Raw genomic sequence first — 24,592 nt, 5'->3', positions numbered from 1 at the left:
AGTGGCGGCGAGCGCAATACTCGCCCTCGCTTTGCTTACTGTTCTTTCGCCGTAACCGTCGTAACCGTGACGCTCGCTTGCCCCCGATGCGACGGCGCAAACAGCCGCAATCCACTCGCAATACTCGCGGCCCCCGCGAACACGGCGCCCGTCGCCAGCGAAAGCGTCGGGCCATGACGCCCGGCAATACTGAAGCTCAACGCAACCAGCGCTGCGCCCGTTGTCTGCCCAATCAGCCGCGACGTCGCGATGATCCCGCTTGCGCCGCCACTGCGATTGGGCGGCGCACTCGCCATCAGCGCCTTCAGATTCGGCGACTGGAAAAATCCGAAGCCCGCGCCGCAGATCGCCATGCGGATCGAGATGTCGATCACGCTCGGATGGGGCGGCAGCATCGCGAGCGCCGCCATGCCGGCGCACAGAATCGCAAGGCCGATTGCGCCGAGCAGTCCCGGCGGATAGCGGTCCGACAACCGTCCCGCGAACGGCGCCGCGAGCGCGACGATCACGGGCCAGGGCGTCATCAGAAAGCCCGTCTCGACCTGGCTGCGATGCAGGACATCCTCGAAATAGAAGGGCAGCGACACGAATGCGAGCCCTTGCGCGGCGAACGAGCACACGGCCGTCACCGCCGACAAAGCGAACACGGGCAGCTTGAACAGATCGACGGGCAGCATCGGCGCGGGGTGGCCGGCCTCGCGGCGCATCAGCAGCGCGCCGAAGACGATCGCGACAGCCGCCGCGCCGAACACAACAGCCGTTGACGCGCGCTGTGCCGCTTCGCCGAGCGCGAACACCAACGCGGCGAACGTGATCACGTTGAGCAACGCCGCAACCCGGTCGAAGTGATGCGTGCCGCGCGGCGTGCGCGGCAGTCCCGGCAACGCGAACGACAGCGCCAGCACACCAAGCGGTACGTTGACGGCGAACAGCCACGGCCAGCTGGCCACCGACAGAATCAGCGACGCCACCGTTGGCCCCACGGCAAACGACACGCCCACCACCAGCGCATTCAACCCGACCCCCGCCCCCAGCCGATGCGGCGGATACAGATGCTTGATGAGCGCCGTATTCACGCTCATGATGGCCGCCGCGCCGAGGCCTTGCACGACGCGCGCGCCCGCCAGCCACGGCAGCGTCGGCGATAGCGCGCAGGCCAGCGAGGCCGCCGTGAACACGATGATCCCGCTGATATAAATGCGCCGGTGTCCAACGATATCGCCGAGTGCGGCGAGCGGCAGCAGCGTCGCGACCATCGCCAGCTGATAGGCGTTGATGATCCATACCGACGCGGCCGGCCTCGCGTGCAGATCCGCAGCCATTGCGGGCAGCGCTGTGTTGGCGATAGCGGTATCGAGCGAGGCGAGGGCGACCGACAGCATGATCGCCGCCATCGCGAAACGGTGACCGGCGGACATCGGCGCGTCGGCGACGCGTGCCGGATTGGGTGTGTTCTCGGACAAGGACAGGCTCTGCAGAGGACTGAGCGGGGCGCATATCGGCATCGACCGCATCATGGGGCGACGGGCGTGCTCGAAGCGAATGAAGCGATTGTTACAGAGCGGCGCGGATCGTGCTGGGAGCCGCGCAAAAGCGGGCCTTCTGAAAGCTGTCTGGAAGCTCGGCCTCACACGCCGTCGTCGCAACTAACTGTCAACACCTGAACGCGTCGTCAGGACGAAATGCGCCGACGGCAACACGACGTCAGTTACACGAAGCCAACAGAATCGACAGCTTGCGGATATGTGCCTTGAAGGCGTCGGTCATCTCGCGATCGTGACCGGCGCTCAGATGGGGCGCTTCGGCCAGTTCGACCTGATCCTGGAACTCGTCGGACACTTTGCGCCGTTCGCCGGGCGGAAGCGCGCGGATCAGGGACACAATGAGCAGTTCCTGCGCATGGATGATACCGAGCACGGATTGTGCGTTCATTTCGACCTCCGTCGGAGTACGACGACGCTAGCGGCTTTTACAGCAGGACCCGGCGGGACGCGGCACGGCGATACTGTCTCCGATCCGCCTTGTTACTCATCCATACTAGTGCAAGGAACAGAGCCGTCTGCACCGGCATCGTGCCAGATGCAAAGACTTCAGCGTGAAGCCAGGCAAAATCCAACGCAGCAGTCATGGAACTGCGCAACGGTAGGCGTTGTCTGCTTGGATTAGCGGGCTTTTGATAACGCAATGGCCGCAGACACGGGATTACGCAAATTGTCCTACTCTGCTTATTTATCCACCAGACCGGCTCGCGCCGCCCGCATCCAATACGCAAGCAATCAAGCGCGTGCCGCGTCGTTTTACCGGAGGCTTCGATGACAGCGGTGGATCTGGAATTCGACCAGCTCAACAGTACCGTCGATGCGCTGCGGCGCTCGATTTCCAACCGCATGATGTACGGCGTCGGCAAGGACGCCGTGACAGCGCGTCCGCAGGACTGGCTGCACGCCGCGGCGCTCGCCGTGCGCGACCGGCTCGTCGCGCGCTGGATGAAAACCACGCGCCTGCAATACGAGCAGGATGTGAAGCGCGTGTATTACCTGTCGATGGAATTCCTGATCGGGCGCACGTTCACCAACGCGCTGCTCGCGCTCGGCATCTACGATCAGATGAAGGAAGCGCTCTCGGGCCTCGGCGTCGATATGGAAGCGCTAACCGATCTCGAGCCCGATGCCGCGCTCGGCAACGGCGGCCTTGGGCGCCTTGCGGCTTGCTTTCTGGATTCGATGGCGACGCTCGGCATTCCGGGCTTTGGCTACGGCATCCGCTATGAATACGGCATGTTCAAGCAGCAGATCGTCGACGGCGAGCAGCTCGAAACGCCCGATTACTGGTTGCGCGCGGGTAACCCGTGGGAATTTCCGCGTCCCGAAGTGCAGTACATCGTGCATTTCGGCGGACGCACGGTGCAGCGCGACGGTCACGTCGAATGGATCGAAACGCAGCACGTGAACGCGATGGCGTACGACACCGTGATCCCGGGCTTCGCGACGAGTGCGACGAACACGCTGCGCCTGTGGTCCGCGCGCGCGACGGAAGAACTCGATCTGTCCGCGTTCAATCAGGGTGATTATCGCCGTGCCGTCGATGCGAAGAACATGTCGGAGAACGTCTCCCGCCTGCTCTATCCCGACGATTCGACGCCTGCCGGCCGCGAGTTGCGCTTGCGGCAGGAGTACTTCTTCGTGTCGGCGACGATGCAGGACCTGATTCGCCGCTATCAGCGCACGCACAGCACGTTTGGCCGTTTCTCCGAAAAGGTCGCGGTGCATCTGAACGACACGCACCCGGTGCTCGCGATTCCCGAGCTGATGCGTCTGCTCGTCGACGTGCATCATGTGCCGTGGGCGAAAGCGTGGAAAGACATCCAGCAGATGTTCTCGTACACGAACCACACGTTGATGCCCGAAGCGCTCGAAACGTGGGACGTGGAAACGCTCGCGCGCCTGTTGCCGCGCCACATCGAAATCATCTTCGAGATCAACGCGGAGTTTCTGAAGCACGTCAGCGAGCATTCGGGCCATGACGTCGACATGATCCGGCGCATCTCGCTCGTCGATGAATACGGGCAGCGGCGCGTGCGCATGGCGCATCTGGCGATCGTCGCGAGCCAGAAGGTCAACGGCGTGTCGAAGCTGCACTCGCAACTGATGACGCGCGACATCTTCTCCGACTTCGCGAAAATCTGGCCCGAGCGCTTCACGAACGTCACGAACGGCGTGACGCCGCGCCGCTGGCTCGCGCAGTCGAGCCCGTCGATGTCGCACCTGATCGACGAGCAGATCGGTACACACTGGCGGCGCGATCTGTTCGAACTCGGCAAGCTGCGCGATCTGCGCGACGACCCGTCGTTTATCCACGCCTTTCATGAAGCCAAGCGGCAGAACAAGCTGCGTCTGATCCAGCGCCTGCAGCATCACACGAAGATGACGTTCGATCCCGACGCGCTGTTTGATCTACAGGTCAAGCGCATCCACGAATACAAGCGGCAATTGCTGAACGTGCTGCATGTGATCGTGCGGTACAACCAGATTCGCGCGAACCCGGAGCGCGACTGGGTGCCGCGCGTCGTGATGTTCGCGGGCAAGGCGGCATCCGCGTACCGGATGGCGAAGACGATCATCAAGCTGATCGGCGACGTCAGCAAGGCCGTGAATGAAGATCCCATCATCGGCGACAAACTGAAGGTCCTGTTCGTGCCGAACTACGGCGTGAGCGTGGCCGAGCTGATCATTCCCGCCGCGGATCTGTCGGAGCAGATTTCGATGGCGGGCACGGAAGCGTCGGGCACGGGCAACATGAAGCTCGCGCTGAACGGCGCGCTGACGATCGGCACGATGGACGGCGCGAACATCGAGATTTGCGATGCCGTGGGGCGAGAGAACATTTTCATCTTCGGGCACACGGCGGATCAGGTCGACGAGTTGCGCGCGACGGGGTATCGTCCGCGCGAAATCTACGAGCACAACGCCGAACTGAAGGTCGCGCTCGACCAGATTCGCACAGGCTTCTTTTCACCCGACGATCCGCTGCGCTTCTCGGACATCTTCCACACGCTGGTCGATTGGGGCGATCACTACATGGTGCTCGCCGATTTCGCCGCGTTCGCGAAAGCGCAGGACGAAGTCGACAAGCGCTATCTCGACCGGCGCGGCTGGACCAGGAGTGCGATCGAGAACGTCGCGGGCATGGGGCAGTTCTCGTCGGACCGCACGATCGCCGAGTATGCGCGCGATATCTGGAAGGTGAAGCCGCTCGAACTCGAGTGATGTGACGTGATGTGCGCACGATAAAAAGCCGCCGCGCGATTGAACATCGCGCGGCGGCTTTCTGTTTTGTGCCCGTTGCTTGACGGACGTTGCGTCAGCTACCCATGCGCTCGTTGTTGCGCGGCGCGCGCAGTCCGAGCTGCCCGTGTGCAAAGTCGAAGTACAAGTCGATGTTCTGCAGCGCCATCAACCCGATCACGATGCGATTCCCGCCGGGCGCGGCTTTCGCGATGGTCGTTTGCGCGTCGTTGAAGCGGTGCGCCCAGTCGCCCACGCCCAACACCACGTCGTAGTTGCCTTGCGCGATCGGCTTGTGTTCGTCGACGTCGTCGGCCCAGTCGGGCGCCTTGTCGGTTTCGACGCGGATCATGTCGGTGCCGCCCGTCGAGAACACGACGGGCGCGCAGAAGCGCATCTTGCTGCCGACCTGCACGCAGCCGGTCGGCCATTGCGCGGAGCCGTCCTTGCCCATCGTGAGCGGGACGAGCGTGAAGTCTTTCGTCAGCGCGTTCGACGGACTCAACACGAGCAGCGGACGATCGAGATTGGCGCGCACCAGATAGCGCTGGCCGATGTTCGCGGGCAGCGCGCGCAGTGGCTGCGTGCAGCAGGCATCGCGCGGATCGTCGGCGCCGATGCCGAGAATGCCCGAGAACGCCCAGCCGAACTCGCCCGTGTAGCCGTCCTGCGCGATGCAGCGCTTGTTGATCTTCAGACAGCTGACTTCGTCGACGGCTTGGACGGCGAGATCGACGGGCTTCGTGCCGGCGATGCTGAACGGCACCGTGACGGTGGCGCCGGAGACCTCCGCGTCTGTCGCGAACGTGTACGAGGTCCGCATGCCCGCAGCGGGATAGCTCGAACGCGGCAAGACCTTCGACAGCACGCGCACGCCACGCGTGCCCGTATCGAGCATCAGATAGACGGCCTTGCCGTCCATTTGCACGGGCAGTCCGATCGACGCGCGGCCGCGCTTGTCGCTGCGTTCCGCGGACAGCATCACCAGCAGGCCGTCGCGTCCTTCGTTGATGAGGCTCGCCTTCGTCTCGGGCGGGACGGGCGTGGAAATCGGCGTTGAACAGGCCACGAGCGAGGCCGCGAGCGCGAGCACGATCAACGCGCCCGCAAAGCCGGCCAGGCGCCGGAAGAAATGGACAGACATCGCACACACCTTGCAGAAGTGCGTGACCTGCGATGACAGCTGTACCAGCCGTTCAGGCTTCGGCGGGTGCAGTCGATCCGGCTCGGCGGTGTGCGCGGGCCTGGCGCGAGGACACGCGAGATGACAGGAGCGCCGACTCTACGCGCGCGAACATCGCGACCTGCAAAAATGTGTGAAGGTGAATGGTGTTGCTTCAGTGCTGCTGCGCGGCGTGCTGCGGGAGAGCGATCGAGCGCACGCGGCCAATCGTCGCGCGGTGCAGCACGCCCGCGAGTGCGCCGATCACATCACCGACGCTGCGCGCCATCACATCGACGCGAAACGTGATGGAGTCGTTGCGTTTGTCGACAGTCATCACGAACAGGCGCGAGCCTTCGCCGAGTGCCGCGAGCAGCGCGCGGCGGCCCGCTGCCGACGAGGTGCCAGGCACGGTTACGTCGATCGTTACGAGCGACAGGGCGGCTTGTGTGGAGCGTTCGATGGCGGGCGCGCGGCGCGGCAGCGTGTGCGATGAAGCGATAGCAGTATGCATCGTCGATGCGCCGACGCGAAGTGGGCGGCGCGGCTGTGGAGACGCATTCACTGTAGCGGGCAGCGTCTCAACCCGATGCAAAAAAGGGCTACGTGGGCCGTCAATTTTGTGTAAAGACGGCACGGTGGCGCGCGCGTGCTATTGGCTCTTCGGCGCGGTGGCGGTGGCGGTGGCGGCAGTGGCAGTGGCCGACGCGAGCGCGTCGCGGACCGTTTGCGCGACGCGTTCGACGAACGACAGATCGATGCTCGACAGTGCCTCGCGTTCGCTGCCCGCTGTCTGGACCATCAGGCGATGCGTGACGTCCTGCGTGATCCACGTGAGCCAGCCGACGACGATCAGCATCACGCCGGCCACGACACCCGCCGGCGACGCAAACACCCAGCCGACTACCGCGCCCACGGCGCCGATCAGCGAAATCGCCCAAGGCACGAGTTTGTTCTTCTGCACGGTGACGACGCGCACGTCCTTGATCTCGCGCAACGGAAAGACCTGACCGGCCGCCGACAGCGCATTGCGCGTGACCGACACGCCGCGTTCGTTGAAAGGGGTATCCATCTTTACGGGTTCAAGCTGGGAGAAAGGGCGCAGGGTAACAGAACTTCGGCTGACTAAGATAATGGGATTTTACCGCGCGCCGATTCTCGCAGGACGAGGCTGTCGGTCAACGTGACCAAAGACGAGGTGGCCGATCAGACGTCAGTGTCGGTTTGCGCGTAGTTGAGGAAATACCCCGTGAACATTGTCAGCCCCAAAAATGCGAATGCCTCAGTCAGGTGCTCATCGCTCCAGCCGGCTTGTTGAGCGGCTTTCCAGGCGGCGTCGGTGACGTTTCCCGAATTGGCGGCGGCTTCCCGGACCACGCACGTCAGCGCGTCGATCTTTGCGTCGCCCGTCGTCGTGCCTGCTCGCAGGGCGGCGATCTCTGCTTCTGTCCATCCGTTCATGTGGGCAAATCGACTGGCGATCCCAATCATGTAGTCGCTGCCGACTATCACCGCAGTGGCGAGATTGAGCGCCCAGCTCACCTTCGGATCGAAGGTGCCGTGCTCGGCGGTCACTGCGCGCAGCGACGCATACGCCGCCAGCACCGCCGGAGAATGTGCCATCTGGGCATGCAGGTTCAGAGGGCGGCCTGTGGGCGAAGACTGGGCGATCTTTTGCAGAAGCGGGCGCGACGCAACGGGCGCGTCGTCGACGGTGTGGGTAGGAATCCGCCTCATGGGTATTAGCTCGTTCGTGGTTTGAGAGTGTACTTCGAACGGGTCAAGCAAGACGCCGTATCGTTCGAAGCGGCGTGTTTTCAGGCGGATGCCGAGATTTTGAAGTTCTCTTTGGCCCACGCAGCAAACTCCGTCGGCTGCTGGCCGGCGACTTTGTTGGCGAGGACGATCGCGTCGCGTGAATCCGAGCCGAGATACGTGTGCGCTTCGAAGTAGGCAAGCATCGCCGCGACGCTCCCGGCACCCGGGAACCAGCCAGCAAAGACCTCGCGCGGTACCTGGCTGAACGACAGCTTGTTTCCTTGACGATTCAGGATTGCGATGATTTCGCTGAAGCTCAGGAAATCGCCGACAAGCGGCAAGTGCTCACCGTGCCCTGCGAGTTCCGGATGCGCGAACGCACCCGCCACGATGCGACCGAGTTCCGTGATGTCGCCCATATGGATGACCCGCCGCTCGGGATCGAGCGGCAGCGCCCAACCCGCAGTGCCATCCGCCTGTTTCTGCGGAGCCATTGCGCCGACCAGGTTCTGGTAATAGAACGGCGCGATCACGAACGTGTGGAAGGCAAATCCGGCTTCGCTCACGATCCGTTCGACTTTTGCCTTGTCAGTGAAATGTGGGACATCGATCTTGCCGTTGCTGATCAGGTCCACATTGGGGAGCGTCGACCAGATCAGGTGTTGCACGCCAGCCGCTTTCGCCGCGTTGACGGCGGCGAGTGCCTGCCTGGATTCGTCCGCACCCGCTTCCCAGGCGTTGGTCACCAGGAAAACACCGTGTGCTCCGGCAAACGCGGCTTCGAGCGTTTCCGGACGATTGAAATCCGCCAGAACGACTTCGTCGGCGAGTTGCGGATGTTTGGCCGGATCGCGCGTCAACGCGCGCACTTTGAATTGACCGCTCGCCTGCAACGCGCGCACAACGGCGCCGCCTTGTTGACCCGTCGCGCCGACGACGGCAATGAGCTTCTGGGTGTTAGACATGGTTGCTCTCTAGTGACAATGTTGTTGGGGCGGTGCTACCTCACGCAACGAGCGTGGCGGTCTCTCTGTGAACGGGGTTACTGCTTGAGTGCTTCGGCCGAGATGAGCAACTTCGTTTTCATGCTGAAGCCGTACGTCTTGCCAAAGTCGACGCCAAAGTTGCTGCGATCGAATTCGCCCACTGCGTCGACGCCGCACACTTCGCGCTTGAGCATCGGATGCGGCATGCACTTGAAAGAGTCGATTTGCAGCGTCAGCGGCCTGGTCACGCCATGCATCGTCAGATTGCCGACGAGAGCGACTGGCTTGTCGCCGACGAACCTGATCGTGCCTTTGTAGGTCGCCTCCGGAAACTTCGACGCGTCAAAGAACTGATCCGACTGCAGGTTCTCGTCGAGCTTCGTGCTGCCGGTGTGGACAGACGCGATGTCGGTCGTCACTTCGACGGTGCCCGTCTTTGCTGCGCGATCGAGCGTCACCGTGCCCTGCGACTTGTCGAATTTGCCACGCCAGACCGACAGGCCGCCGATGTGGTCGGCCTCGAAACTCGGGTACGTGTGGTCCGGATCAATCTGGTATGTCGACACGCCCGCGAATGCTGAAAACGATAGCGAGGTGGCGAGTGCGCCGGCCGCGATCATCAGATGCTTCTTCAAATCAAACTCCTTGAAACGTTAAGTTGCCGCAGCCGTCTGCACCGCGCCGCTTTGCGTCATCGCGACCTTGCACGGCATTCGTCGGATCGAACCTGATCCGCGCTGGGTACTTCCTGAATACGTCCCTGAAGTATGGAGATGAAAGGCGACCCGCACTAGACGGTAAAATGGGATTGGATTAATCCATTTATGGAGAAATGCAATGCTCGATCTGAATGATCTGGCGATGTTCGTCCAGGTGGTCCGCGCGGGCAGTTTCTCCGAGGCGGCGCGCCGTTTGGGCATGCCGTCGAATACGCTGAGCCGGCGCATCGATCAGCTCGAAGGGCAACTCGGCACGCGTCTGCTGCATCGGTCGACACGCAAGCTCGCGCTGAGCACGGATGGTCAGGCGCTGTTCGAGCGCTATGCGCCGGCGCTTGACCAGATCCTGGAGATCGGGCGGCTCCATGCGGATGAGCAGGCGCCTTCGGGCTCAGTGCGCGTTGCCGCGATGGCCGGCCTGTTCGAACTCATCGGCATGGAATGGCTCGTCGAGTTCTACGCGCGCTATCCACACATCAGCCTCGAGTTCGTGCTCGACGACACGCCGACTGATCTGATCTCCGAGCGCATCGATCTGGCCTTGCGCATGGGCATCGAGACGGGTAGCGGCTTCAAGGTACGTCGGCTGGCGCCGACTGCGATGATCCTTGCGGCGAGTCCTGCGTATCTGAACCGGCGCCCTGCGCCACGGACGTTGCGTGAACTGGCCGAGCACGACTGTCTGAGCATTTCCAATCGCCAAGGTCGCGCCAGTTGGCGTTTGCAAGGGCCACGTGGGAGTCAGGAGGTGTCGATCAACAGCCGGTTCGCGGTCAACGACATGCGAGTGCTGGCGCAGGCTTGTATAGCGGGACTGGGCATTGCGTTGCTGCCGCAGTTGATAGTTGACCCGGTCATTGCGAAGGGGAAACTGGTGCGCGTGCTGTCGACCTATCGACGCACGAGTACCGGCTTCGGCCTGCAGCTCGTCTACACGAGTCGCCCGCCGGTGCCACCGGCAGTAGCCGCTTTCGCTGAGTTTCTTACGGAGAAAATTGGTAAAGCGATGATAAACAGGTCTGAGAATGATGCCAGCCGATAAGCGTTCGCCACGCTTCGAATCGGTACTCTCTCGGCCGCACTGCAATTCAGTTCGCGATTCCCGTTGGAGCCTCGCGTTTTAAATGCTGCCTTGCCACTTCCCGTTCAGTTCTTCGAAACCCGCAACCAGTGCATCCAGCAGGTGACGAACGGCCGGGACCATGCCCCGGCGGCTGGGAAAGATCGCATGCACGAGGCCCGGCGTCGAAGCCAGTTCCGGCAGTATGTGTCTCAGCTTACCGGCCTGAATATCGGCATCCACGAGCTCGCGAGGCAGCATCGCGACACCGATGCCGCGTAGCGCCGCCATCCGGAGACTGGCGAGATCATCAGTTGCCAGGCGAGGTTGATGGTTCCAGGACATCGACTGGCCATCGGCGTGCGACAGGTTCCAGACAAACTTCTCGCTGCTGTTAGCCATTGAAAGGGTGGGCCATTCTCTCAGGGCTTCAATCGATTCGGGCACGGGATGACGTGCTTCCAGATCCGGGCTGGCGACCAGAATCTGGATGGATAAGCCCAGTTGGCGGACCGCGAGATCGGTATCCACCAGCGGTGGAAGTCTGACCCGAATGGCGAAGTCCAGGCCTTCCTCGACAACGTCTACACGGCGATTCGTCGCATCGATCAGGACGTGGACGTGAGGGTTCTCCTCGACGTATCGCGCAACGATTTCCGCCACGCCGGAGTTGAGCAATCCGACCGGGCAACTGATCCGTACCGTGCCCTGTGGTTCAGACCGGGTTCGGTCAACCACGTCTTTGGCCGCCTTCGATTCCGCCACCAGCGCGAGGCAATGCTGGTAGAACTGCCGCCCGGTTTCCGTCAGCGACAGGCTCCTGCTCGTGCGATTGAGCAGGCGGACGCCGAGTTCCTCTTCCAGTGCGCGGATGCGTCGACTCAGCTTCGACGTCTGCACGCCGAGATCACGGGCAGCCGAAGTGAAGCTTCCATGCTCGACCACCTCCGCGAAGAGCCGAAGGTCATTGAGGTCAGTGATCTGATTCATTGGCGGGCTTCGGTTGAGTCTCTTCGTTCTACCAGAAGCAATGATGCTTTGCAATTCCGGAGATGTGCGGCTGACCGTTGTGCGCATAGCATTCGGCAGATGGCTCAAACCGTTTGCCGATGTGTGTGCAGCCGCCGAGTGTCTTTGTGCCATTTCAATGGCAGCGGGCAATCTTGCACGTGAACAGGGCATGTCGCCCGCGTATTAGAGAAGACGACCATGGACAGTTCTTTTACCGACAATGCATCGAGCGAATTCGCCGTAACGCATCCGCTGGACGCCGAGGATGCCGCCATTACCGCGAGGATGCGCGCCTCGGCGAGTGCCTCCAAAGGCAAGCCGTGGGGTATCACTGCGCGCGTCGCATTCGACGCGATGATGGAAAGCATTTTGCCGCGCGATGACGTTGCGTTTGAACACGACACGGTTGGCGGCATTCGCGGGATTTGGGTTCACCCTGCCTATTGCCGAAGCGATGAAGTGATTCTCCATTTGCATGGCGGATGGTTCAACTTTGGCGCCGCGGATGCATTCCGGCATTTTGTCGCGCATATCGCGGCAAGGGCGGGCGTGAGCGCATTCGTTCCGGACTATCGGCTGGCTCCTGAAGATCCTTTCCCCGCGGCCATTCAAGACATGGTGGCTTGTTATAAAGGACTTGATCAGAGGGCCATTCAACGGATTGCCGTGACTGGCGATTCTGCCGGGGGCAATCTCGCCCTGGTGCTGGCTTCGCAAATCGCCAGTGGAGAAGTTTCCTCGAAGGCGAGTCTTGCCGCCGTGGCCGCATTTTCTCCAGTTACCGATCTCACGCTTTCGAGTGCGAGTTACGAGACACGCGCAGATGTCGAACCGTTCTTCACGCGCGCACAGGTGTCCGATCTCGTGCGTGCATATCTGGGCGGCGTCGATCCGGCACATCCGCTGGCATCGCCGCTTTACGGGCAACTTGCGGGTTTGCCGCCGCTGAGCGTTCACGTGGGAGACAACGAGGTGCTACTGGACGATTCGCGTCGATATGTCGAACGCGCTGTTGCTGCTGGTGTCGATGCCCGGCTGGACGTTTGGATGGGGATGCCGCACGGATTCGCTGGTGGCATTGGAGAGCTGAAGGCCGCATCGCAGGCACTGGATGCCGTCGGTATGTTTCTCACTGAGAGACTGCAAGCAGTGGCACCTTGAGGTTTTTCCGGATATATGCGGGAGTTTTAGAAGATGCTTGTACATCGACGTTGGGAATCGCTTGGCCGTGCCGATCTTGGATGGCTGACTGCAAAGCACCACTTCGCGGTTAGCGCTAGCGATGATCCTTCTCATAGGGCACTGGGCCCACTGATCGTATGGAACGACGATGAGATCGCAGTCGGCAGCGGATTTCCGATGCATGGACATCGCGACATGGAAATCATCACTTATGTCCGTCAAGGCGTGGTGGGACATCGCGACACTTTAGGATCCGAAGGAACCATTCAAGCTGGCGACATCCAGGTAATGAGCGCAGGGGCGGGCATACGGCACACGGAGTTCAATAAAGGTGACGTGCCGCTCAAGCTCTATCAGATATGGCTGGTGCCAAGCGTATCGGGCGGTGAACCACGATGGGACACAAAGTCTTTCCCGAAGGGCGATCGCGCAGGGCGCTTCGTGGTATTGGCAAGCGGGTTCGATGCCGACAAAGAGGCGCTTCCGATCCGCGCGAACGCGCGCCTGCTTGGCGCAAGCCTAAAGGCAGGAAACCGCATTGAGCAGGAGTTAAGCAGTACACGGCAAGCCTATCTTGTCGTCGCGGCAGGAAGAATCGAAGTGAACGGCGAGCCAATGGGACCTCTCGATGGCGTCGCGATCACGGGGGTGGAGACCGTACGGATCAATGCTCTCGAAGACTCTGAACTGGTGATGGTGGACGCCGGCTGAGTTCTTTTTTTGTTTCCACCTACGTGATCGTAATTTCAGGAGTTTGTTATGGAAAGTTATAAGTTTCTGCCGCTGGTTGGCCGTGTCTTCATTGGAGCGCCGTTTGTCATGAGCGGCTTGAGCAAGCTTGCGGCGTATACCGCAACTGTCGGCTATATCGGCGCAGTTGGCCTGCCGTTGCCGCCGCTCGCCTTTCTCATGGCGGTGCTGATCGAACTGGGCGGTGGCCTGCTTTTGCTGTCCGGCTATCGCGTCCGCTTCGCATCGCTGGTGATGGCGGTATTCTGTATTGCTACGGCAGTCTTCTTTCACCGCAATCTGGCAGATCAAAACCAGATGATTCACTTTCTCAAGAACGTGATGATGGCTGGCGGCCTACTGCAGATTACGTATTTCGGTGCCGGTGCATTCAGCCTGGATGGACGGGTGGCATCGCGACTCGGAGCGCTGAAAGCAAGCTGAGCGACGGAATCCATGGAGGCGATCACTTGCGTGACCGTGTAGTGCTCGTCTCACGTCGGGAAAGTCGCCTTGTAACCGGTCGCGATCGAACTTGCCGGTGCTCGTCATCAAGGCAAGTTGTTCGACCGGACATAAGAGAAGTGAAATTTCAATGTGTCGAAAGACGAATCGGCGAGATGCGCTTCTTCCAGGTGACTCACGCGACATGATTTGAATCGGTGCAGTGGAACGTTCGGCAGAGCGTTCGCTTGCGCCGAATCTCGTATACAGGCCAGACGCAATTGCCGCCGCGCCAGATTTCGGTCAGGGCTTCGGTCGATGTTCAGTACTGTCCCAAACCGGTGCGAGTCCGCGAGGATCGACAATTCGGCTATTGGGTCGCGCTAGTGCGTGAATAGCTGCCATGTCTGTAGCGCTCAACTCGAAATCAAACACGGCTATATTTTGCGCAAGCCGCTCCGCGCGAGAGGTTCGAGAAAGTGCGACGGTTCCTTCCTGTTGAACAAGCCAGCGCAGAACGATTTGAGCGACCGTCTTGTCGTACCTGGTCGCAATCTCCTTCAAGGTATCGTCTGCGAACACTCGCCCCACAGCCATGCCGCAGTACGCTGTCACTGCCAGACCGGCTTTGCGCGTACGCTCGATTAGCAACGATTGATCCAGATAGGGATGGTATTCAAACTGGTTGGTCACAAGCGGAATCTCCGAAAGCTGAATAGCCGCTTCCATGAGCTTGCGATTGAAGTTGCTGACACCGATATGACGAACCTTGCCGGACTTGACTGCGGCGTTGAGTCCTGCAACCTGTTCCGGCAGCGGAATGTCGCTGCCTGGCCAATGCAGAAGAAGGAGATCGATGTAACTCGTCTTGAGCTTGCGAATGCTCTCATCGACGGATGCTCCAAATCTTTGGGAGGAATAGTTGGACACCCAGACTTTTGTCGTGATGAAAACTTCGGACCGGGGGATTCCCGAGGCTGCGACGCATTCGCCGACACTGGCCTCATTTCGGTAAACCTGCGCCGTGTCGATATGTCGGAAGCCAGCACGAAGCGCTTCAGGCAGCAACCGATATATCTCATCGTCGCTCATTCCATAGGTGCCGTAACCTAACGCCGGGATCAGGGCGTCACCTGCTTGTACGTTCTGCATTGAAAATCCAGGAAACTCATGAACTTGAGAAAGGTAATCCGTCCGGTACATCCGCACCTTATCGAGGTGCGGGATATCTGGCATAGGCAGAGCGAGCGGAAGAGTGGGAGAGCAGGTGATCAATGCTGAAAGCGCCGGCGCCGTAGCCCGCGAATGCCAGCAGACCACCAGCCATAGCCAGGTTTTTCATGAAATGAATAGCCTGATTGTGATCGACGAACGAGTGATGAAACAGGAGTGCGGTAATCACACAGTACGCCGCGAGTGCCGCTGCTGCCGTCCGGGTCCGATAACCGAAGATCAGCAACAAGCCGCAGCTGAGTTCCAGCAACATCGAACCGACAAATCCCACCAGCGGCGCAGGCAACCCGGCCGAAGCGATGTAGCGGACTGTGGCGGCTGGCGTGTCAAGCTTGCCGATGGCACCCGCAATGAAAACGGCAGCCATGAGGACTCGTCCCGCAAGAGCGAGTACGTCTTGGGAACTGGAGCGAGCGGTGTCCATTTCTGTTGCGCGATTCACATGAGTTTGCGGATACCCGGTGGGGCATGTGTTATCTCAGACGCCCAACGCGTCGAAGCTGTTCGCCGATCTCTACGATCTTCTGCTCTCCACGGCGCAATGCATCTTCAGAGGTATGCACCGAGTAGTAGCCGAGAACCAGGTCGTGCGGATGTGCGATTGCAGAGCCAAGGACGAACTCCGTATCCTCGTCGGCGTATAAGGTCAGCGCGTTCTCAGACTCGTCAAATACGACAAGCTCGGCGCGAACCTTTTGATCGGCGACATGAAGCGTGCCGCGTTGCACGCAAAGCCACGCGACGGCATGCCCGGCAGGAGGCGCGTAACGCCATTCTTCGCCCGCCTTGAGTTGCACATGCAAATAGTTGATTCCGTACGGCGCTAACGCAGGGCTGCGGAGGTTTTCATACTCGCCCAGAATGACGCGAGCCGGACCTGAACTGGGGATCTCTCGTGCTGACAAATACTGACTGTTGGGTTGATCCAGTTCGAGGGCGGCGGGCAACGCAGTCCACAACTGATAGCCTCGCACGGGCGTGCGACCTTCCGGATAACCGTCATGCCACACGCCACCGCCGGCGTTCATCCACTCGACACTCCCCGCCGACATGACGCCAGCAGCACCCGTCGTGTCTTCGTACCGGACTTCGCCGTCGAGCAGGATAGTGGTCGTTGCGATTCCGGAATGCGGGTGCATGGAAAACCGCGTGTTGGAGTGCGCTGGGACATCGAAATAGTCGAGAAATACGAAGGGTTTGAGCAACCCGCCAAGATCTCCCGGGCTAAAGAGGCGATTGACCGGGCCATGTTGTCTACCTGCAGTGCGGGCAACAATCGTTCGGGTGGAGCGGACTGCTTCTGCGCGTTCCTCGCCGTTCTCAACGGACGTATCTGCGTACTGGTCCGAAGGCGATGTTGCGGTGGTTAGGTAAGACATGGTGTACCTGCGTTCGTCAGATTTGATTAACTGGAAGATTAAGAGTTGGCATCCGCTTGGGGAAGCCAATATATTTCGATGCAATCCATCGTCAGGAGCGATACATGCTGGATGGCGTTTCCCTCGATCAGCTGCGAACGTTTATTGCAGCGGTCGATGAAGGAAGTTTCTCTGCCGCGGGGCGCAGCTTGCGCAGGACTCAATCGGTAGTCAGTCAGACGCTCGCGAACCTGGAAGGTCAGACAGGAATACAGCTCTTCGATCGTAGCGGACGCTATCCTCGTCTGACAGCGGGTGGGGCGGCACTTGTCAATGAGGCGCGTGCAGTGATGCGCGGCATGGACGGATTCAAGGCCCGGGCACGAACGCTCGCAGGCGGCCTTGAACCGGAGTTGTCCCTCGCGATCGATGCGTTCTATCCTCTCGAACGATTAAGCTCGGTCATGCGGGCATTTTCTGTCGAGTTTCCAGAGACACCGTTGCGGCTCTATGTAGAAGCTTTGGGCGGAGCGACGAAGCAGATTCTGGATGGGATCTGCCGGTTGGGAATCATTGGTTCAACGCTCGCGGTTCCGGACGGCCTTTCTGCCGAGAAAATCCTGGACGTCGCGATGGTCACCGTCGTCGCTCCAACGCATCCGCTCGCGGAAATGACACGGGTCATCGGGATGCGGGACCTGGAAACTCACGTTCAGCTCGTATTGACCGACCGCACGGATATGACCCAAGGGAAGAACTTTGAAGTCTTTTCGCCGCGCACCTGGAAGATGGCGGACCTGCATGCGAAACACGAGTTCTTGCGGGCCGGATTTGGTTGGGGGCACATGCCGCTAGCAATGGTGAAGGATGATATAGCGTCTGGCGCATTGCACCGGCTTCGTCTTGACAAATTCGAACCCGTGACGCCGTCAATTCCAATGTTCGCGGCATATCGCAAGGATACGCCGCCAGGTCCAGCGGGAACATGGTTCATCAAGGCCTTGAAGTCGGGTTCTGTCTTCCCGTAGTGAATGGCGAGATCACGTCCGTTGAAATCTGCAGTGGCCTTGCAACCGGTCGAATGAGCTCGACGATCAGTCGTATTCGCAGCATCGAGCGCACGTTGGGCATCGCTGCAAAAAAGAGCCCGCGCACTGGCGGGCTGAATCCACGCCCAGACGGGGCATGGCGGAGATAACAGCAGGCGCGTGTGTTTCGGCACGCCTATCACGGTGACCCCATGTTCATCAGGCCGGGGACCTCGGAGTTCGATGATTCATAGGTCTATCGGCGCCCATTGCCGCTCGAGGGCCCTGCGGTCGTGCGAGATGCTTGATCAATAACCCAATGCAAGCCAGCCCTCCGGCGGCCGCAATGGTTGTGAATACCGCAGCGAAAGTGAATTGCTTTCGGACCAGTTCAGCGACAAGAAACGAACCTGCGATGCCGCCAAAGCGGCCGATGCCCAGCATGCAGGCGACACCGGTACCACGTCCTTCAGTCGGGTAGTACGCGGCCGCCAGTGCATTCATGGAAGCCTGTGCGGTATTCAGCAGCACGCCGGCCAGAAGTACGATGGGTACCAGCAGCACAACGTTTCCCATCGTCTGCCCAATGAAAAAGAAACTAAGGGCTGCGAGCGCATAGCACCCGGCGATGACAAGATTCGCATTGAACCGATCCATCAATACGCCGCACGCCACCGCGCCGATGCCACCTAGCGGGAAAAGAGCCGAGACCAGCGTCGCGCTCTTTGCGCTCAAGCCCGAATCTCTTAGCAATATCGGCATCCAGTTGATAGAGGCGTAGATGATCACCAGGCCCATGAAGGCGGCCACCCAGAGCATCACGGAACCAACGATGTACGGTCGCGACAACACGAGACCTAGCCCTTTGAATCCGGTTGGCGAAATGCTTTCGGTGAGTGTGAATTCGCGTGCATGCGCAGCTTCAGGAGCGATCCGCACGAGAACTGCACGGATACCCGCACCAGGTTTTCTGTTCGCGACCATGAAGCGTACGGATTCCGGCATTTTGAGCAGCAACAGGGCACTGTGAAGCAGTGGTATCACCCCACCCAGGATTAGAACGCTGCGCCAGCCTGCGTGTGGAATCAGCCATGCCGACAGCAGTCCGCCCAGCGCGGCGCCGAGCGGGAAGCCGCAGCACATCAGGCTCGTTAGCGTGGCGCGACGCGCGGTTGGGCTGTACTCGTCCATCATCGTCACCGCGTTCGCCATCGCTGCGCCGAGCCCGACGCCCGTGATGAAGCGCAGCGCTGTCAATTGTCCGATGCTCGTCGAGATGCCGGACGCGACGCATGCGATACCGAACAGGAACACTGACCCGACGATGAGCGCGCGACGCCCGATCCGGTCGGACAGAGGGCCGGACGCGAGTGCGCCAAAGGCAATGCCGAGCAATGCGGCGCTCAGGACAGGGGCGAGCGCGGGCTTGGCGATATGCCATTCGGTGAGTAGCGCTGGAGCGATGAAACCGATCGCCGCCGTATCGAAACCATCCAGCAGGACAATGATGAAGCACATGAGAAAGATGAGCTTCTGGAACCTGCTGAACGGATGTGCGTTGATAAACGTCTGGACGTCGACGGTTATTTCATTATTCACGGGTGTCTCCTGAGTGCCGGCGACGTTTCAAATCACGCTAGTTTCACGTTTTGATCGGCAGTTGAATGGTCCTCCGGATTCACATCGCTTACTCCTGGCGTATTCGTGGCCAATGCCATTGCCGCAAGGTATCCGAAGGTCAATGCCGGGCCGAGCGTGATGCCCGCACCGATGTAATGTCCACCCACCGGCGAGTTCATATCGTTGCCGCAAGCGTACAGGCCTGAAATCGGACGATTGTTCTCGTCGAGCACCTCACCGTGGGACCCCGTCACGAGTCCGCGGCTGGTTCCGAAGTCACCTGGCATCAGCTTCACGGCATAGAAGGGGCCTTTCTCGATCGGACCGAGGCAAGGGTTCGGCGAATGGGTGGGATCTCCCTTGTAGACGTTGTACGCAGACGATCCCTTTCCGAAGTCTTCGTCGATACCTGTCTTGGCGAACTGGTTGTTGCGCTCGACGCTTCGTTGCAGTCCGTTCATGTCGACGCCGATCTTGCCGGCGAGTTCGGCAAGCGTGGCGCCACTGCTCAGGTAGCCGGACTTCTCGTAGCGACGCAAAGACAGACTGCCGGGCAGGATGACGCCAATGCCATACTTTTTCACCGTCGCGGCATCGGCAATCAGATAGGCCGGGATGGCGCCGGCCTCGAACATGCCGAGAGTGAAAGCGTGATACGACGCCGCCTCATTCGTGAATCGGTTTCCATTTTTTCCAACGGCAATGAAGCCTGGTTTGGGGCGATCGAGCATGAAGTGCCCCCACAGTTGCATGTTGCCCGCGTCGTCCGGATAGACGGACATGGGAACGTAGTAGCCCGTGTCCTGAGCGTTATGGTCGAGGCGGCCACCAACCGACTCACCCAGGTGCAGACCTTCGCCAACGTTGCTGGGGAGGCCCAGTCCGAGTTCCACCGTTGGTTGGCGCGAGTGCTCCCGGCGCATCGCAAGGTTGCCTGGGTAGCCACCCGCCGCAATGACGATACCCCGGCGAGCACGGACGCGAATCGTCTGCCCGTCCCGCTCGACTTCTGCACCCTTGACCGTGTTGCCGTCCACGATCAGTCTGGTTGCCGACGATCGCAGCCACACGCCGATGTTCCGATCCAGCATCGTCTTGTAGAGACGACCTATGAGTGCATTTCCGCCCACCAGCCGCGTGCCGCGATGATGATTGAGCCGGTCCACGCCATAGCGCAAAAAGCGTTTGAGTACGTGGAAGAACGATCGTGCCGAGCGCGTGAAGGACAGGAAATGCAGCAAATCCGGGAGATCGAGCATCATCCCGCCAAACGGCGCAAATGCAGGCAGCGGGGCGCGCAGATCCTTGAAGTGCGCGCCTAGCTTTCGACCATCGAATTCGATTGGGGCGTGAGCGCGTCCAAACATGCCGCCTTCCAGTTCCGGGCTGTAGTCGGGATAGTCGACTGCCACGACCTCGAGTTCGGAGTGCTTCAGCATGTAGTCGAGCGCGACCCGGCCTTGAGATATATAGGCTTCCTGCAATGTGCGATCGACGCTGTTTCCGACTGTTGCAGCAAAGTATTTCCGCGCCTTGTCGAAGGAATCCTTGAACCCGGCGGTCTGCATCGGGCCGCTGTCGACGAACCACATCATTCCGACCGACCACGCGGATGTGCCGCCCACCTGGTCGGTCTTCTCCAGTACGAGGGGTGTAAGGCCCTCGTTTTTCGAAACGATTGCCGCTGTCATGCCGGCTGCGCCTGCCCCCAGGATGAGGACGTCGACCTCGCAGTCCCAGTTCTCCGTCGTAGCCGTATTCATCGCATGTGTCCTGTATTAAGCGATTCTGTGAGCGGCGGCGCATGACACAAGAGTGGTGCGCAGGCCATCACAGGCGATTGGTTTCGTGTTTTATGAATTTATGTCGAATCATGCGTCATCGCATGAAGTGCGTCAAGGCGATCGAGGGAATTCCCTGGCAAGAAGGTCTGCAGATTCAGACGGATGCGCCGGCACTGTTGTATGATCTCTCTAGCGACAGATCATTTTCGGAAAGATGATTACATCTAAGATGGATGTGTATCGAATGATGTGTTTCGGGATGGATAAGATCAAGAAACCTGGGGAATGCCCTGGAATGCAGCGGGCCGTCATCGTTCTTCGCCAATCGGCGTTGCGCGCGGCTGGCTACCTCAATGTCAAGGAATGAGCGGATGCCCAAGTCACAATCCACCGCGGCCAAGGCGGCCATGGACGTTTCCGAGCGATCGGGGCCGGGAATGAAAGAACAGTCCGATGTGTTCGATGACCGCGGCCGGACCGTACCCTGGATGGCGCGAACCGTGCACAGGCTCTACGACGCGCAAGCGCAAAAAATCCTCGACAGGGAGAACCTGCCAATCGCGTACTGGTACTACCTTCGCGTACTGGCGGCGCGCGGTGAAATTAACCAGCTGGAGCTCAGCAAACGGGTGGGGATTGCATCCACCACGGCCGTGCCTGCATTGGACAACCTCGAGAAACGTGGACTGGTCCAGCGAACCCGGGATCCGAACGACAGGCGAAAGTATTTCGTCAGTCTGAAGGACGACGGCAAACGGCTGGTCGATGAAATGATGCCGGAGCTCATCGATATGATTTCAGCGTCGCTCGATGGGATCACGCAGAGGGATATGCGTGTTTTCTGGAAGGTGATGCATCAAATTGAAAATAACCTGAATCAGGCGTCGCAAGGCGACGCGGTCGTCGATTGAGTAGAGACGGCGACTGAACTATCACGCGGTGTGTCATGCTTTCATGCGCGGATCGACGAAAGCACGCAGACTATCCAATGCCATGACCACCGCAGCGCGATTCTCGTTTTCGGCATGCCAGTACATCGGTACTGAACCGAAGCCTTCGGGTTGCAGCGGGAGAATATAAAAGCGCGTTCAACTGCTCGAAGCGCTGCGCCGCTCTATGCGACGCAATGCGCTGGCCGCGTGCGCTCCGCGGCCGCCCGAGCTGTCTCCGTCGCGTTGCGCACAGGTGTGCCTTGCGGCCGGATAATCCGTGAATACGCGAGCACATCGCGCCAGTCCACCGCAAGCGGGTCATGGGGCCGTGGGACGGAGCTGACCGGCTCCGTATAGAGCGTCTCGATCCGCAACTGCGGGTCATCATACTGTTGGCCCGAGCGGCCGACGACGATATCCAGTTCGCCGCGCGCAAGCCGTGGCATTAACTGGTTCATCGTACTTTCGATCTGCAAACATCGATAGCCAGTCGCGTTCCACTGAAAGCGCGCGATGGACGACCCACAACTTTCCCCGCTGATCAGACGTAAGTCCCGCATAGCTCTCGCTGGCAGATCGATTCCACAACTGTGTCCAATCACGCCATGAACTGCGATCGCGCAACGCCGACGTAGTGCGCATCGGCGTGCTGAGATCCATGTGAACCGGAGCCATCAGAGGGTACCCCACAAGCCCTTGACTCTATTAATTCTACAATGCATCATGCGATATAAAGCGAATCGACGTAAATCTGTTTTTTGATGTGCGATGGCCGTGACTGCGTTGTCGTGAAAGTCAGGCAGAGCGAAGAGGCGGTCGCCGAGATCGAGTTGGGGCGACGTGCTTCAGTTTCTTACTTGAACTGGGAGACACAAATTGGATGCTAAAAGTCAGGAACTTCAAGACAAGGCGGAGATTCGTGAAGTTCATATGCGCTACTGCCGGGGCATCGACCGGATGGACTTCGATCTCGTGCGTTCGTGCTATCACCCGGATGCCATCGACCGACATGGTGCTTTCGAAGGCAGCGTCGAAGCTTTTATCAAATGGGCGGGGGAGGTGTTGCCTCTCTTCGACAGCACGATGCATTTCACCGGCAACCAATACGTGAAGGTGGAAGGCAAGGTGGCTTTCGCGGAGCATTACGCGCAGGCGTTTCACCGCACGAAACCCGTGGACGGCAAGCCCGCCGCGGACTGGATTGTGAACGTGCGATATGTGGATCGTCTCGAAAAGCGTGATAGCGAATGGAGAATCGCTGACCGCATCGTCGTCTACGACTCGGAACGAACGATCCCGGTGAGCACTGAGTCCGCGCCGTTGGGCGACTGGAACTATGGGCGGCGCGACCGCGATGATCCGTCGTACGAGTACGGACTGTGATCAAGCACAGCGCTTCGGTGATATGGCGTGCCGAAGCGAGCATTTTTCGTACTGCCCGGTGCGTCACGCTAGTGGCGATTGACCATATATAGCCGACTTAATGTCGGAATCATCTGCTGACAAGCTGTGGCGCTTACGATGCACTCCACTCCGCGCAGGCGATACTCGACAACGGCGGTGGCGATGGACTCACCATGAAAAAGGAGACGAATCACGATGTCATTGACTCAAACACCCACAGCAGCAATCGAGTTTGTTTCAAAGGTTTATGAAGCGATCGATTCGATGGACGAGCAGGGGTTCGCGAACTGTCTGACCGAGAATTGCACATTCGTCTATGCGAATAGCGATCCTGTCATCGGTCGCGCAAACGCGGCTGCGGCTTCACAGAGTTTTCTGAAGCTGCTTGCGGGCATCAAACATGACCTCGTCAACGTATGGGCCTTCGAGAATGTCATCGTGTCCCAGGTATCCGTGACTTACACACGCAAGGATGGATCGACGCTGACGATTCCGGCCGCGACGATCTGGAAGCTGCAAGACGAGTTGATCGATGAATGCCGCATCTACGCTGATACTTCTCCTCTGTTCGAGGGTTGAGCCAAGGGGAACAAAGCAATGAATCGCGATCTTGAAGGGAAGAGCATCATCGTCACCGGAGGTGGCTCGGGTATCGGGCGAGCAGCGGCGCTGGCGTGCTCCGTGGCGGGGGCGCGCGTAGTGGTCGCCGACATCGATGCTGCGGGCGCGGAGGAGACGGTCTCGGCGATTCGGCGGGCAGGCGATGACGCGATCTTCGTGGCAACGAACGTAGCCGACGAAGAGCAGGTCGAAGCGCTCGTGGCTGCGGCATTGGGTCAGTATGGCCGGCTCGATGGCGCGTTCAACAATGCCGGTCTTTCCCAGACGAACCTCCCGCTGCACGAACTGACTGCCGCGCAATGGCGCCGGATTCAGTCAGTCAATTTCGATGGCGTGTTTTTTTGCATGAAGCATGAGATACGCGCGATGCTGAAAACGGGTGGTGGCGCCATCGTCAATACGTCGTCCACGCTGGGCCGCGTGGCGATGCGCAGTGCGGCCGACTACTGTGGCTCGAAGGCCGGTGTGCTGGGCCTGACAAAAGGCGCAGCGGTCGACTACGGCGACAGGCATATCCGGGTCAACGCCGTCCTCCCAGGTGCGGTGGACACACCGATGGTTCAGGCGCTGGTGTCCGATCCGCAATTTGCCGATTTGATCGAGAAGATTCGAGCCAGTCATCCACTGGGAAGAATCGGTGTTCCGGCGGAGATTGCTGCCGCTGTTGTCTGGCTTCTTTCGGACAAGGCTTCCTTCGTGACGGGAGCCGAACTGGCCGTCGATGGAGGATTTCTCGCCATTTGATGCTGCTTTGCGTTTGATGCGTCGGTTCTGTCA

General features: G+C 60.0%; 25 protein-coding genes. 10 read left to right on the top strand and 15 right to left on the bottom strand.

The genetic code is table 11. The annotated features are described in order from the left end of the window. Positions 1 to 35: 35 nt before the first annotated feature. Together C2L65_RS27025 and C2L65_RS27020 are read right to left on the bottom strand one after the other, a co-directional pair. Positions 36 to 1,418 (bottom strand): MFS transporter, encoded by a 1,383-nt coding sequence (locus C2L65_RS27025; protein WP_042307811.1) that lies wholly within the window; start codon positions 1,416 to 1,418, stop codon positions 36 to 38. Between the two features lie 286 nt (positions 1,419 to 1,704). Next, positions 1,705 to 1,932 (bottom strand): hypothetical protein, encoded by a 228-nt coding sequence (locus tag C2L65_RS27020; RefSeq protein ID WP_042307667.1) that lies wholly within the window; start codon positions 1,930 to 1,932, stop codon positions 1,705 to 1,707. Positions 1,933 to 2,312: 380 nt separating this feature from the next. Between C2L65_RS27020 and C2L65_RS27015 the strand changes: the two genes are divergently transcribed. Further along, positions 2,313 to 4,766, top strand: coding sequence for a glycogen/starch/alpha-glucan phosphorylase (locus C2L65_RS27015; protein WP_042307669.1), 2,454 nt, complete (start codon positions 2,313 to 2,315; stop codon positions 4,764 to 4,766). Between the two features lie 94 nt (positions 4,767 to 4,860). Here C2L65_RS27015 and C2L65_RS27010 read toward each other — a convergent pair whose 3' ends face one another. The 6 genes from C2L65_RS27010 to C2L65_RS26985 form a co-directional block, all read right to left on the bottom strand. Next, positions 4,861 to 5,928, bottom strand: coding sequence for a hypothetical protein (locus C2L65_RS27010; RefSeq protein WP_042307671.1), 1,068 nt, complete (start codon positions 5,926 to 5,928; stop codon positions 4,861 to 4,863). 193 nt (positions 5,929 to 6,121) lie between these two features. Continuing rightward, positions 6,122 to 6,460 (bottom strand): hypothetical protein, encoded by a 339-nt coding sequence (locus C2L65_RS27005; protein WP_042307673.1) that lies wholly within the window; start codon positions 6,458 to 6,460, stop codon positions 6,122 to 6,124. 138 nt (positions 6,461 to 6,598) lie between these two features. Beyond that, positions 6,599 to 7,018 (bottom strand): DUF6232 family protein, encoded by a 420-nt coding sequence (locus C2L65_RS27000; protein WP_042307675.1) that lies wholly within the window; start codon positions 7,016 to 7,018, stop codon positions 6,599 to 6,601. Positions 7,019 to 7,152: 134 nt separating this feature from the next. Beyond that, positions 7,153 to 7,683 carry a carboxymuconolactone decarboxylase family protein gene (locus tag C2L65_RS26995; protein WP_042307677.1) on the bottom strand — a complete coding sequence of 177 codons (531 nt, stop codon included), beginning with the start codon at positions 7,681 to 7,683 and terminating at the stop codon, positions 7,153 to 7,155. A gap of 80 nt (positions 7,684 to 7,763) precedes the next feature. Then, positions 7,764 to 8,669: an NmrA/HSCARG family protein gene (locus tag C2L65_RS26990; RefSeq protein WP_042307678.1), complete on the bottom strand. Its 906-nt coding sequence runs from the start codon at positions 8,667 to 8,669 to the stop codon at positions 7,764 to 7,766. Between the two features lie 77 nt (positions 8,670 to 8,746). Beyond that, positions 8,747 to 9,325, bottom strand: a complete 579-nt coding sequence (locus C2L65_RS26985; protein WP_042307680.1) for a YceI family protein — start codon at positions 9,323 to 9,325, stop codon at positions 8,747 to 8,749. Positions 9,326 to 9,527: 202 nt separating this feature from the next. Between C2L65_RS26985 and C2L65_RS26980 the strand changes: the two genes are divergently transcribed. Next, on the top strand, positions 9,528 to 10,451 hold the full coding sequence (locus C2L65_RS26980; protein WP_042307683.1) for a LysR family transcriptional regulator: 924 nt from the start codon (positions 9,528 to 9,530) through the stop codon (positions 10,449 to 10,451). Positions 10,452 to 10,529: 78 nt separating this feature from the next. Here C2L65_RS26980 and C2L65_RS26975 read toward each other — a convergent pair whose 3' ends face one another. Then, a complete protein-coding gene (locus tag C2L65_RS26975; protein WP_042307684.1) occupies positions 10,530 to 11,459 on the bottom strand; it encodes a LysR family transcriptional regulator in 930 nt (309 codons plus the stop codon). Positions 11,460 to 11,678: 219 nt separating this feature from the next. On the opposite strand from C2L65_RS26975, the gene C2L65_RS26970 reads away from it, so the two are divergent. From C2L65_RS26970 to C2L65_RS26960, 3 genes are read left to right on the top strand one after another with little or no spacing between them, the layout of a single operon-like run. Next, positions 11,679 to 12,641, top strand: coding sequence for an alpha/beta hydrolase (locus C2L65_RS26970; protein ID WP_042307686.1), 963 nt, complete (start codon positions 11,679 to 11,681; stop codon positions 12,639 to 12,641). A gap of 33 nt (positions 12,642 to 12,674) precedes the next feature. Beyond that, positions 12,675 to 13,373, top strand: coding sequence for a pirin family protein (locus C2L65_RS26965; RefSeq protein ID WP_042307688.1), 699 nt, complete (start codon positions 12,675 to 12,677; stop codon positions 13,371 to 13,373). A gap of 48 nt (positions 13,374 to 13,421) precedes the next feature. Next, on the top strand, positions 13,422 to 13,835 hold the full coding sequence (locus C2L65_RS26960; protein ID WP_042307690.1) for a DoxX family protein: 414 nt from the start codon (positions 13,422 to 13,424) through the stop codon (positions 13,833 to 13,835). 303 nt (positions 13,836 to 14,138) lie between these two features. Here the strand turns inward: C2L65_RS26960 and C2L65_RS26955 are convergent, their stop codons facing one another. The 3 genes from C2L65_RS26955 to C2L65_RS26945 are packed head-to-tail and all read right to left on the bottom strand — an operon-like array spanning position 14,139 to position 16,447. Next, positions 14,139 to 15,071, bottom strand: a complete 933-nt coding sequence (locus C2L65_RS26955) for an aldo/keto reductase (RefSeq protein ID WP_233446557.1) — start codon at positions 15,069 to 15,071, stop codon at positions 14,139 to 14,141. Then, positions 15,046 to 15,492: a DoxX family protein gene (locus C2L65_RS26950; protein ID WP_081920909.1), complete on the bottom strand. Its 447-nt coding sequence runs from the start codon at positions 15,490 to 15,492 to the stop codon at positions 15,046 to 15,048. Before C2L65_RS26950 ends, C2L65_RS26955 begins: the two co-directional genes overlap by 26 nt. 49 nt (positions 15,493 to 15,541) lie before the next feature. After that, entirely contained in the window at positions 15,542 to 16,447 is a 906-nt protein-coding gene (locus C2L65_RS26945) for a pirin family protein (RefSeq protein ID WP_081920911.1), read from the bottom strand. Between the two features lie 104 nt (positions 16,448 to 16,551). Between C2L65_RS26945 and C2L65_RS26940 the strand changes: the two genes are divergently transcribed. Continuing rightward, complete coding sequence (locus C2L65_RS26940; RefSeq protein WP_042307695.1) at positions 16,552 to 17,454, top strand: LysR family transcriptional regulator; 903 nt, start codon at positions 16,552 to 16,554, stop codon at positions 17,452 to 17,454. A gap of 219 nt (positions 17,455 to 17,673) precedes the next feature. Here the strand turns inward: C2L65_RS26940 and C2L65_RS26935 are convergent, their stop codons facing one another. Next, the gene (locus tag C2L65_RS26935; RefSeq protein WP_042307697.1) at positions 17,674 to 19,053 is read right to left on the bottom strand and encodes an MFS transporter; all 1,380 of its coding nucleotides are present in this window, start codon (positions 19,051 to 19,053) and stop codon (positions 17,674 to 17,676) included. A 32-nt stretch (positions 19,054 to 19,085) separates the two neighbouring features. Beyond that, entirely contained in the window at positions 19,086 to 20,837 is a 1,752-nt protein-coding gene (locus tag C2L65_RS26930; RefSeq protein WP_042307699.1) for an FAD-binding protein, read from the bottom strand. A 392-nt stretch (positions 20,838 to 21,229) separates the two neighbouring features. Here C2L65_RS26930 and C2L65_RS26925 point away from each other — a divergent pair, with 392 nt between their 5' ends. Further along, positions 21,230 to 21,769 (top strand): MarR family winged helix-turn-helix transcriptional regulator, encoded by a 540-nt coding sequence (locus C2L65_RS26925; RefSeq protein WP_042307700.1) that lies wholly within the window; start codon positions 21,230 to 21,232, stop codon positions 21,767 to 21,769. Positions 21,770 to 21,972: 203 nt separating this feature from the next. On the opposite strand, the gene C2L65_RS46710 is transcribed toward C2L65_RS26925, so the two are convergent. After that, positions 21,973 to 22,248: a LysR substrate-binding domain-containing protein gene (locus C2L65_RS46710; protein ID WP_233446556.1), complete on the bottom strand. Its 276-nt coding sequence runs from the start codon at positions 22,246 to 22,248 to the stop codon at positions 21,973 to 21,975. Positions 22,249 to 22,666: 418 nt separating this feature from the next. Here C2L65_RS46710 and C2L65_RS26915 point away from each other — a divergent pair, with 418 nt between their 5' ends. The 3 genes from C2L65_RS26915 (at position 22,667) to C2L65_RS26905 (ending at position 24,559) form a co-directional block, all read left to right on the top strand. Continuing rightward, entirely contained in the window at positions 22,667 to 23,173 is a 507-nt protein-coding gene (locus C2L65_RS26915) for a nuclear transport factor 2 family protein (RefSeq protein ID WP_042307701.1), read from the top strand. 216 nt (positions 23,174 to 23,389) lie between these two features. After that, positions 23,390 to 23,773 carry a nuclear transport factor 2 family protein gene (locus tag C2L65_RS26910; RefSeq protein ID WP_042307702.1) on the top strand — a complete coding sequence of 128 codons (384 nt, stop codon included), beginning with the start codon at positions 23,390 to 23,392 and terminating at the stop codon, positions 23,771 to 23,773. An 18-nt stretch (positions 23,774 to 23,791) separates the two neighbouring features. Further along, entirely contained in the window at positions 23,792 to 24,559 is a 768-nt protein-coding gene (locus C2L65_RS26905; RefSeq protein WP_042307703.1) for an SDR family NAD(P)-dependent oxidoreductase, read from the top strand. The last annotated feature ends 33 nt before the right edge of the window (positions 24,560 to 24,592 follow it).

Source organism: Paraburkholderia terrae (assembly GCF_002902925.1).
GTDB classification, from domain to species: Bacteria; Pseudomonadota; Gammaproteobacteria; order Burkholderiales; family Burkholderiaceae; genus Paraburkholderia; species Paraburkholderia terrae.
Note: the sequence above shows the minus strand (reverse complement) of the source record. Positions and strands in the feature narration are given on the sequence as shown.

What these genes read in the sequence shown, in the direction of transcription:
- C2L65_RS27025 (WP_042307811.1), bottom strand. Translation starts at nt 1,418, where the DNA reads ATGTCCGCCGGTCACCGTTTCGCGATGGCGGCGATCATGCTGTCGGTC.
- C2L65_RS27020 (WP_042307667.1), bottom strand. Translation starts at nt 1,932, where the DNA reads ATGAACGCACAATCCGTGCTCGGTATCATCCATGCGCAGGAACTGCTC.
- C2L65_RS27015 (WP_042307669.1), top strand. Translation starts at nt 2,313, where the DNA reads ATGACAGCGGTGGATCTGGAATTCGACCAGCTCAACAGTACCGTCGAT.
- C2L65_RS27010 (WP_042307671.1), bottom strand. Translation starts at nt 5,928, where the DNA reads ATGTCTGTCCATTTCTTCCGGCGCCTGGCCGGCTTTGCGGGCGCGTTG.
- C2L65_RS27005 (WP_042307673.1), bottom strand. Translation starts at nt 6,460, where the DNA reads ATGCATACTGCTATCGCTTCATCGCACACGCTGCCGCGCCGCGCGCCC.
- C2L65_RS27000 (WP_042307675.1), bottom strand. Translation starts at nt 7,018, where the DNA reads ATGGATACCCCTTTCAACGAACGCGGCGTGTCGGTCACGCGCAATGCG.
- C2L65_RS26995 (WP_042307677.1), bottom strand. Translation starts at nt 7,683, where the DNA reads ATGAGGCGGATTCCTACCCACACCGTCGACGACGCGCCCGTTGCGTCG.
- C2L65_RS26990 (WP_042307678.1), bottom strand. Translation starts at nt 8,669, where the DNA reads ATGTCTAACACCCAGAAGCTCATTGCCGTCGTCGGCGCGACGGGTCAA.
- C2L65_RS26980 (WP_042307683.1), top strand. Translation starts at nt 9,528, where the DNA reads ATGCTCGATCTGAATGATCTGGCGATGTTCGTCCAGGTGGTCCGCGCG.
- C2L65_RS26975 (WP_042307684.1), bottom strand. Translation starts at nt 11,459, where the DNA reads ATGAATCAGATCACTGACCTCAATGACCTTCGGCTCTTCGCGGAGGTG.
- C2L65_RS26970 (WP_042307686.1), top strand. Translation starts at nt 11,679, where the DNA reads ATGGACAGTTCTTTTACCGACAATGCATCGAGCGAATTCGCCGTAACG.
- C2L65_RS26965 (WP_042307688.1), top strand. Translation starts at nt 12,675, where the DNA reads ATGCTTGTACATCGACGTTGGGAATCGCTTGGCCGTGCCGATCTTGGA.
- C2L65_RS26960 (WP_042307690.1), top strand. Translation starts at nt 13,422, where the DNA reads ATGGAAAGTTATAAGTTTCTGCCGCTGGTTGGCCGTGTCTTCATTGGA.
- C2L65_RS26955 (WP_233446557.1), bottom strand. Translation starts at nt 15,071, where the DNA reads ATGCCAGATATCCCGCACCTCGATAAGGTGCGGATGTACCGGACGGAT.
- C2L65_RS26950 (WP_081920909.1), bottom strand. Translation starts at nt 15,492, where the DNA reads ATGGACACCGCTCGCTCCAGTTCCCAAGACGTACTCGCTCTTGCGGGA.
- C2L65_RS26945 (WP_081920911.1), bottom strand. Translation starts at nt 16,447, where the DNA reads ATGTCTTACCTAACCACCGCAACATCGCCTTCGGACCAGTACGCAGAT.
- C2L65_RS26940 (WP_042307695.1), top strand. Translation starts at nt 16,552, where the DNA reads ATGCTGGATGGCGTTTCCCTCGATCAGCTGCGAACGTTTATTGCAGCG.
- C2L65_RS26930 (WP_042307699.1), bottom strand. Translation starts at nt 20,837, where the DNA reads ATGAATACGGCTACGACGGAGAACTGGGACTGCGAGGTCGACGTCCTC.
- C2L65_RS26925 (WP_042307700.1), top strand. Translation starts at nt 21,230, where the DNA reads ATGCCCAAGTCACAATCCACCGCGGCCAAGGCGGCCATGGACGTTTCC.
- C2L65_RS46710 (WP_233446556.1), bottom strand. Translation starts at nt 22,248, where the DNA reads ATGAACCAGTTAATGCCACGGCTTGCGCGCGGCGAACTGGATATCGTC.
- C2L65_RS26910 (WP_042307702.1), top strand. Translation starts at nt 23,390, where the DNA reads ATGTCATTGACTCAAACACCCACAGCAGCAATCGAGTTTGTTTCAAAG.
- C2L65_RS26905 (WP_042307703.1), top strand. Translation starts at nt 23,792, where the DNA reads ATGAATCGCGATCTTGAAGGGAAGAGCATCATCGTCACCGGAGGTGGC.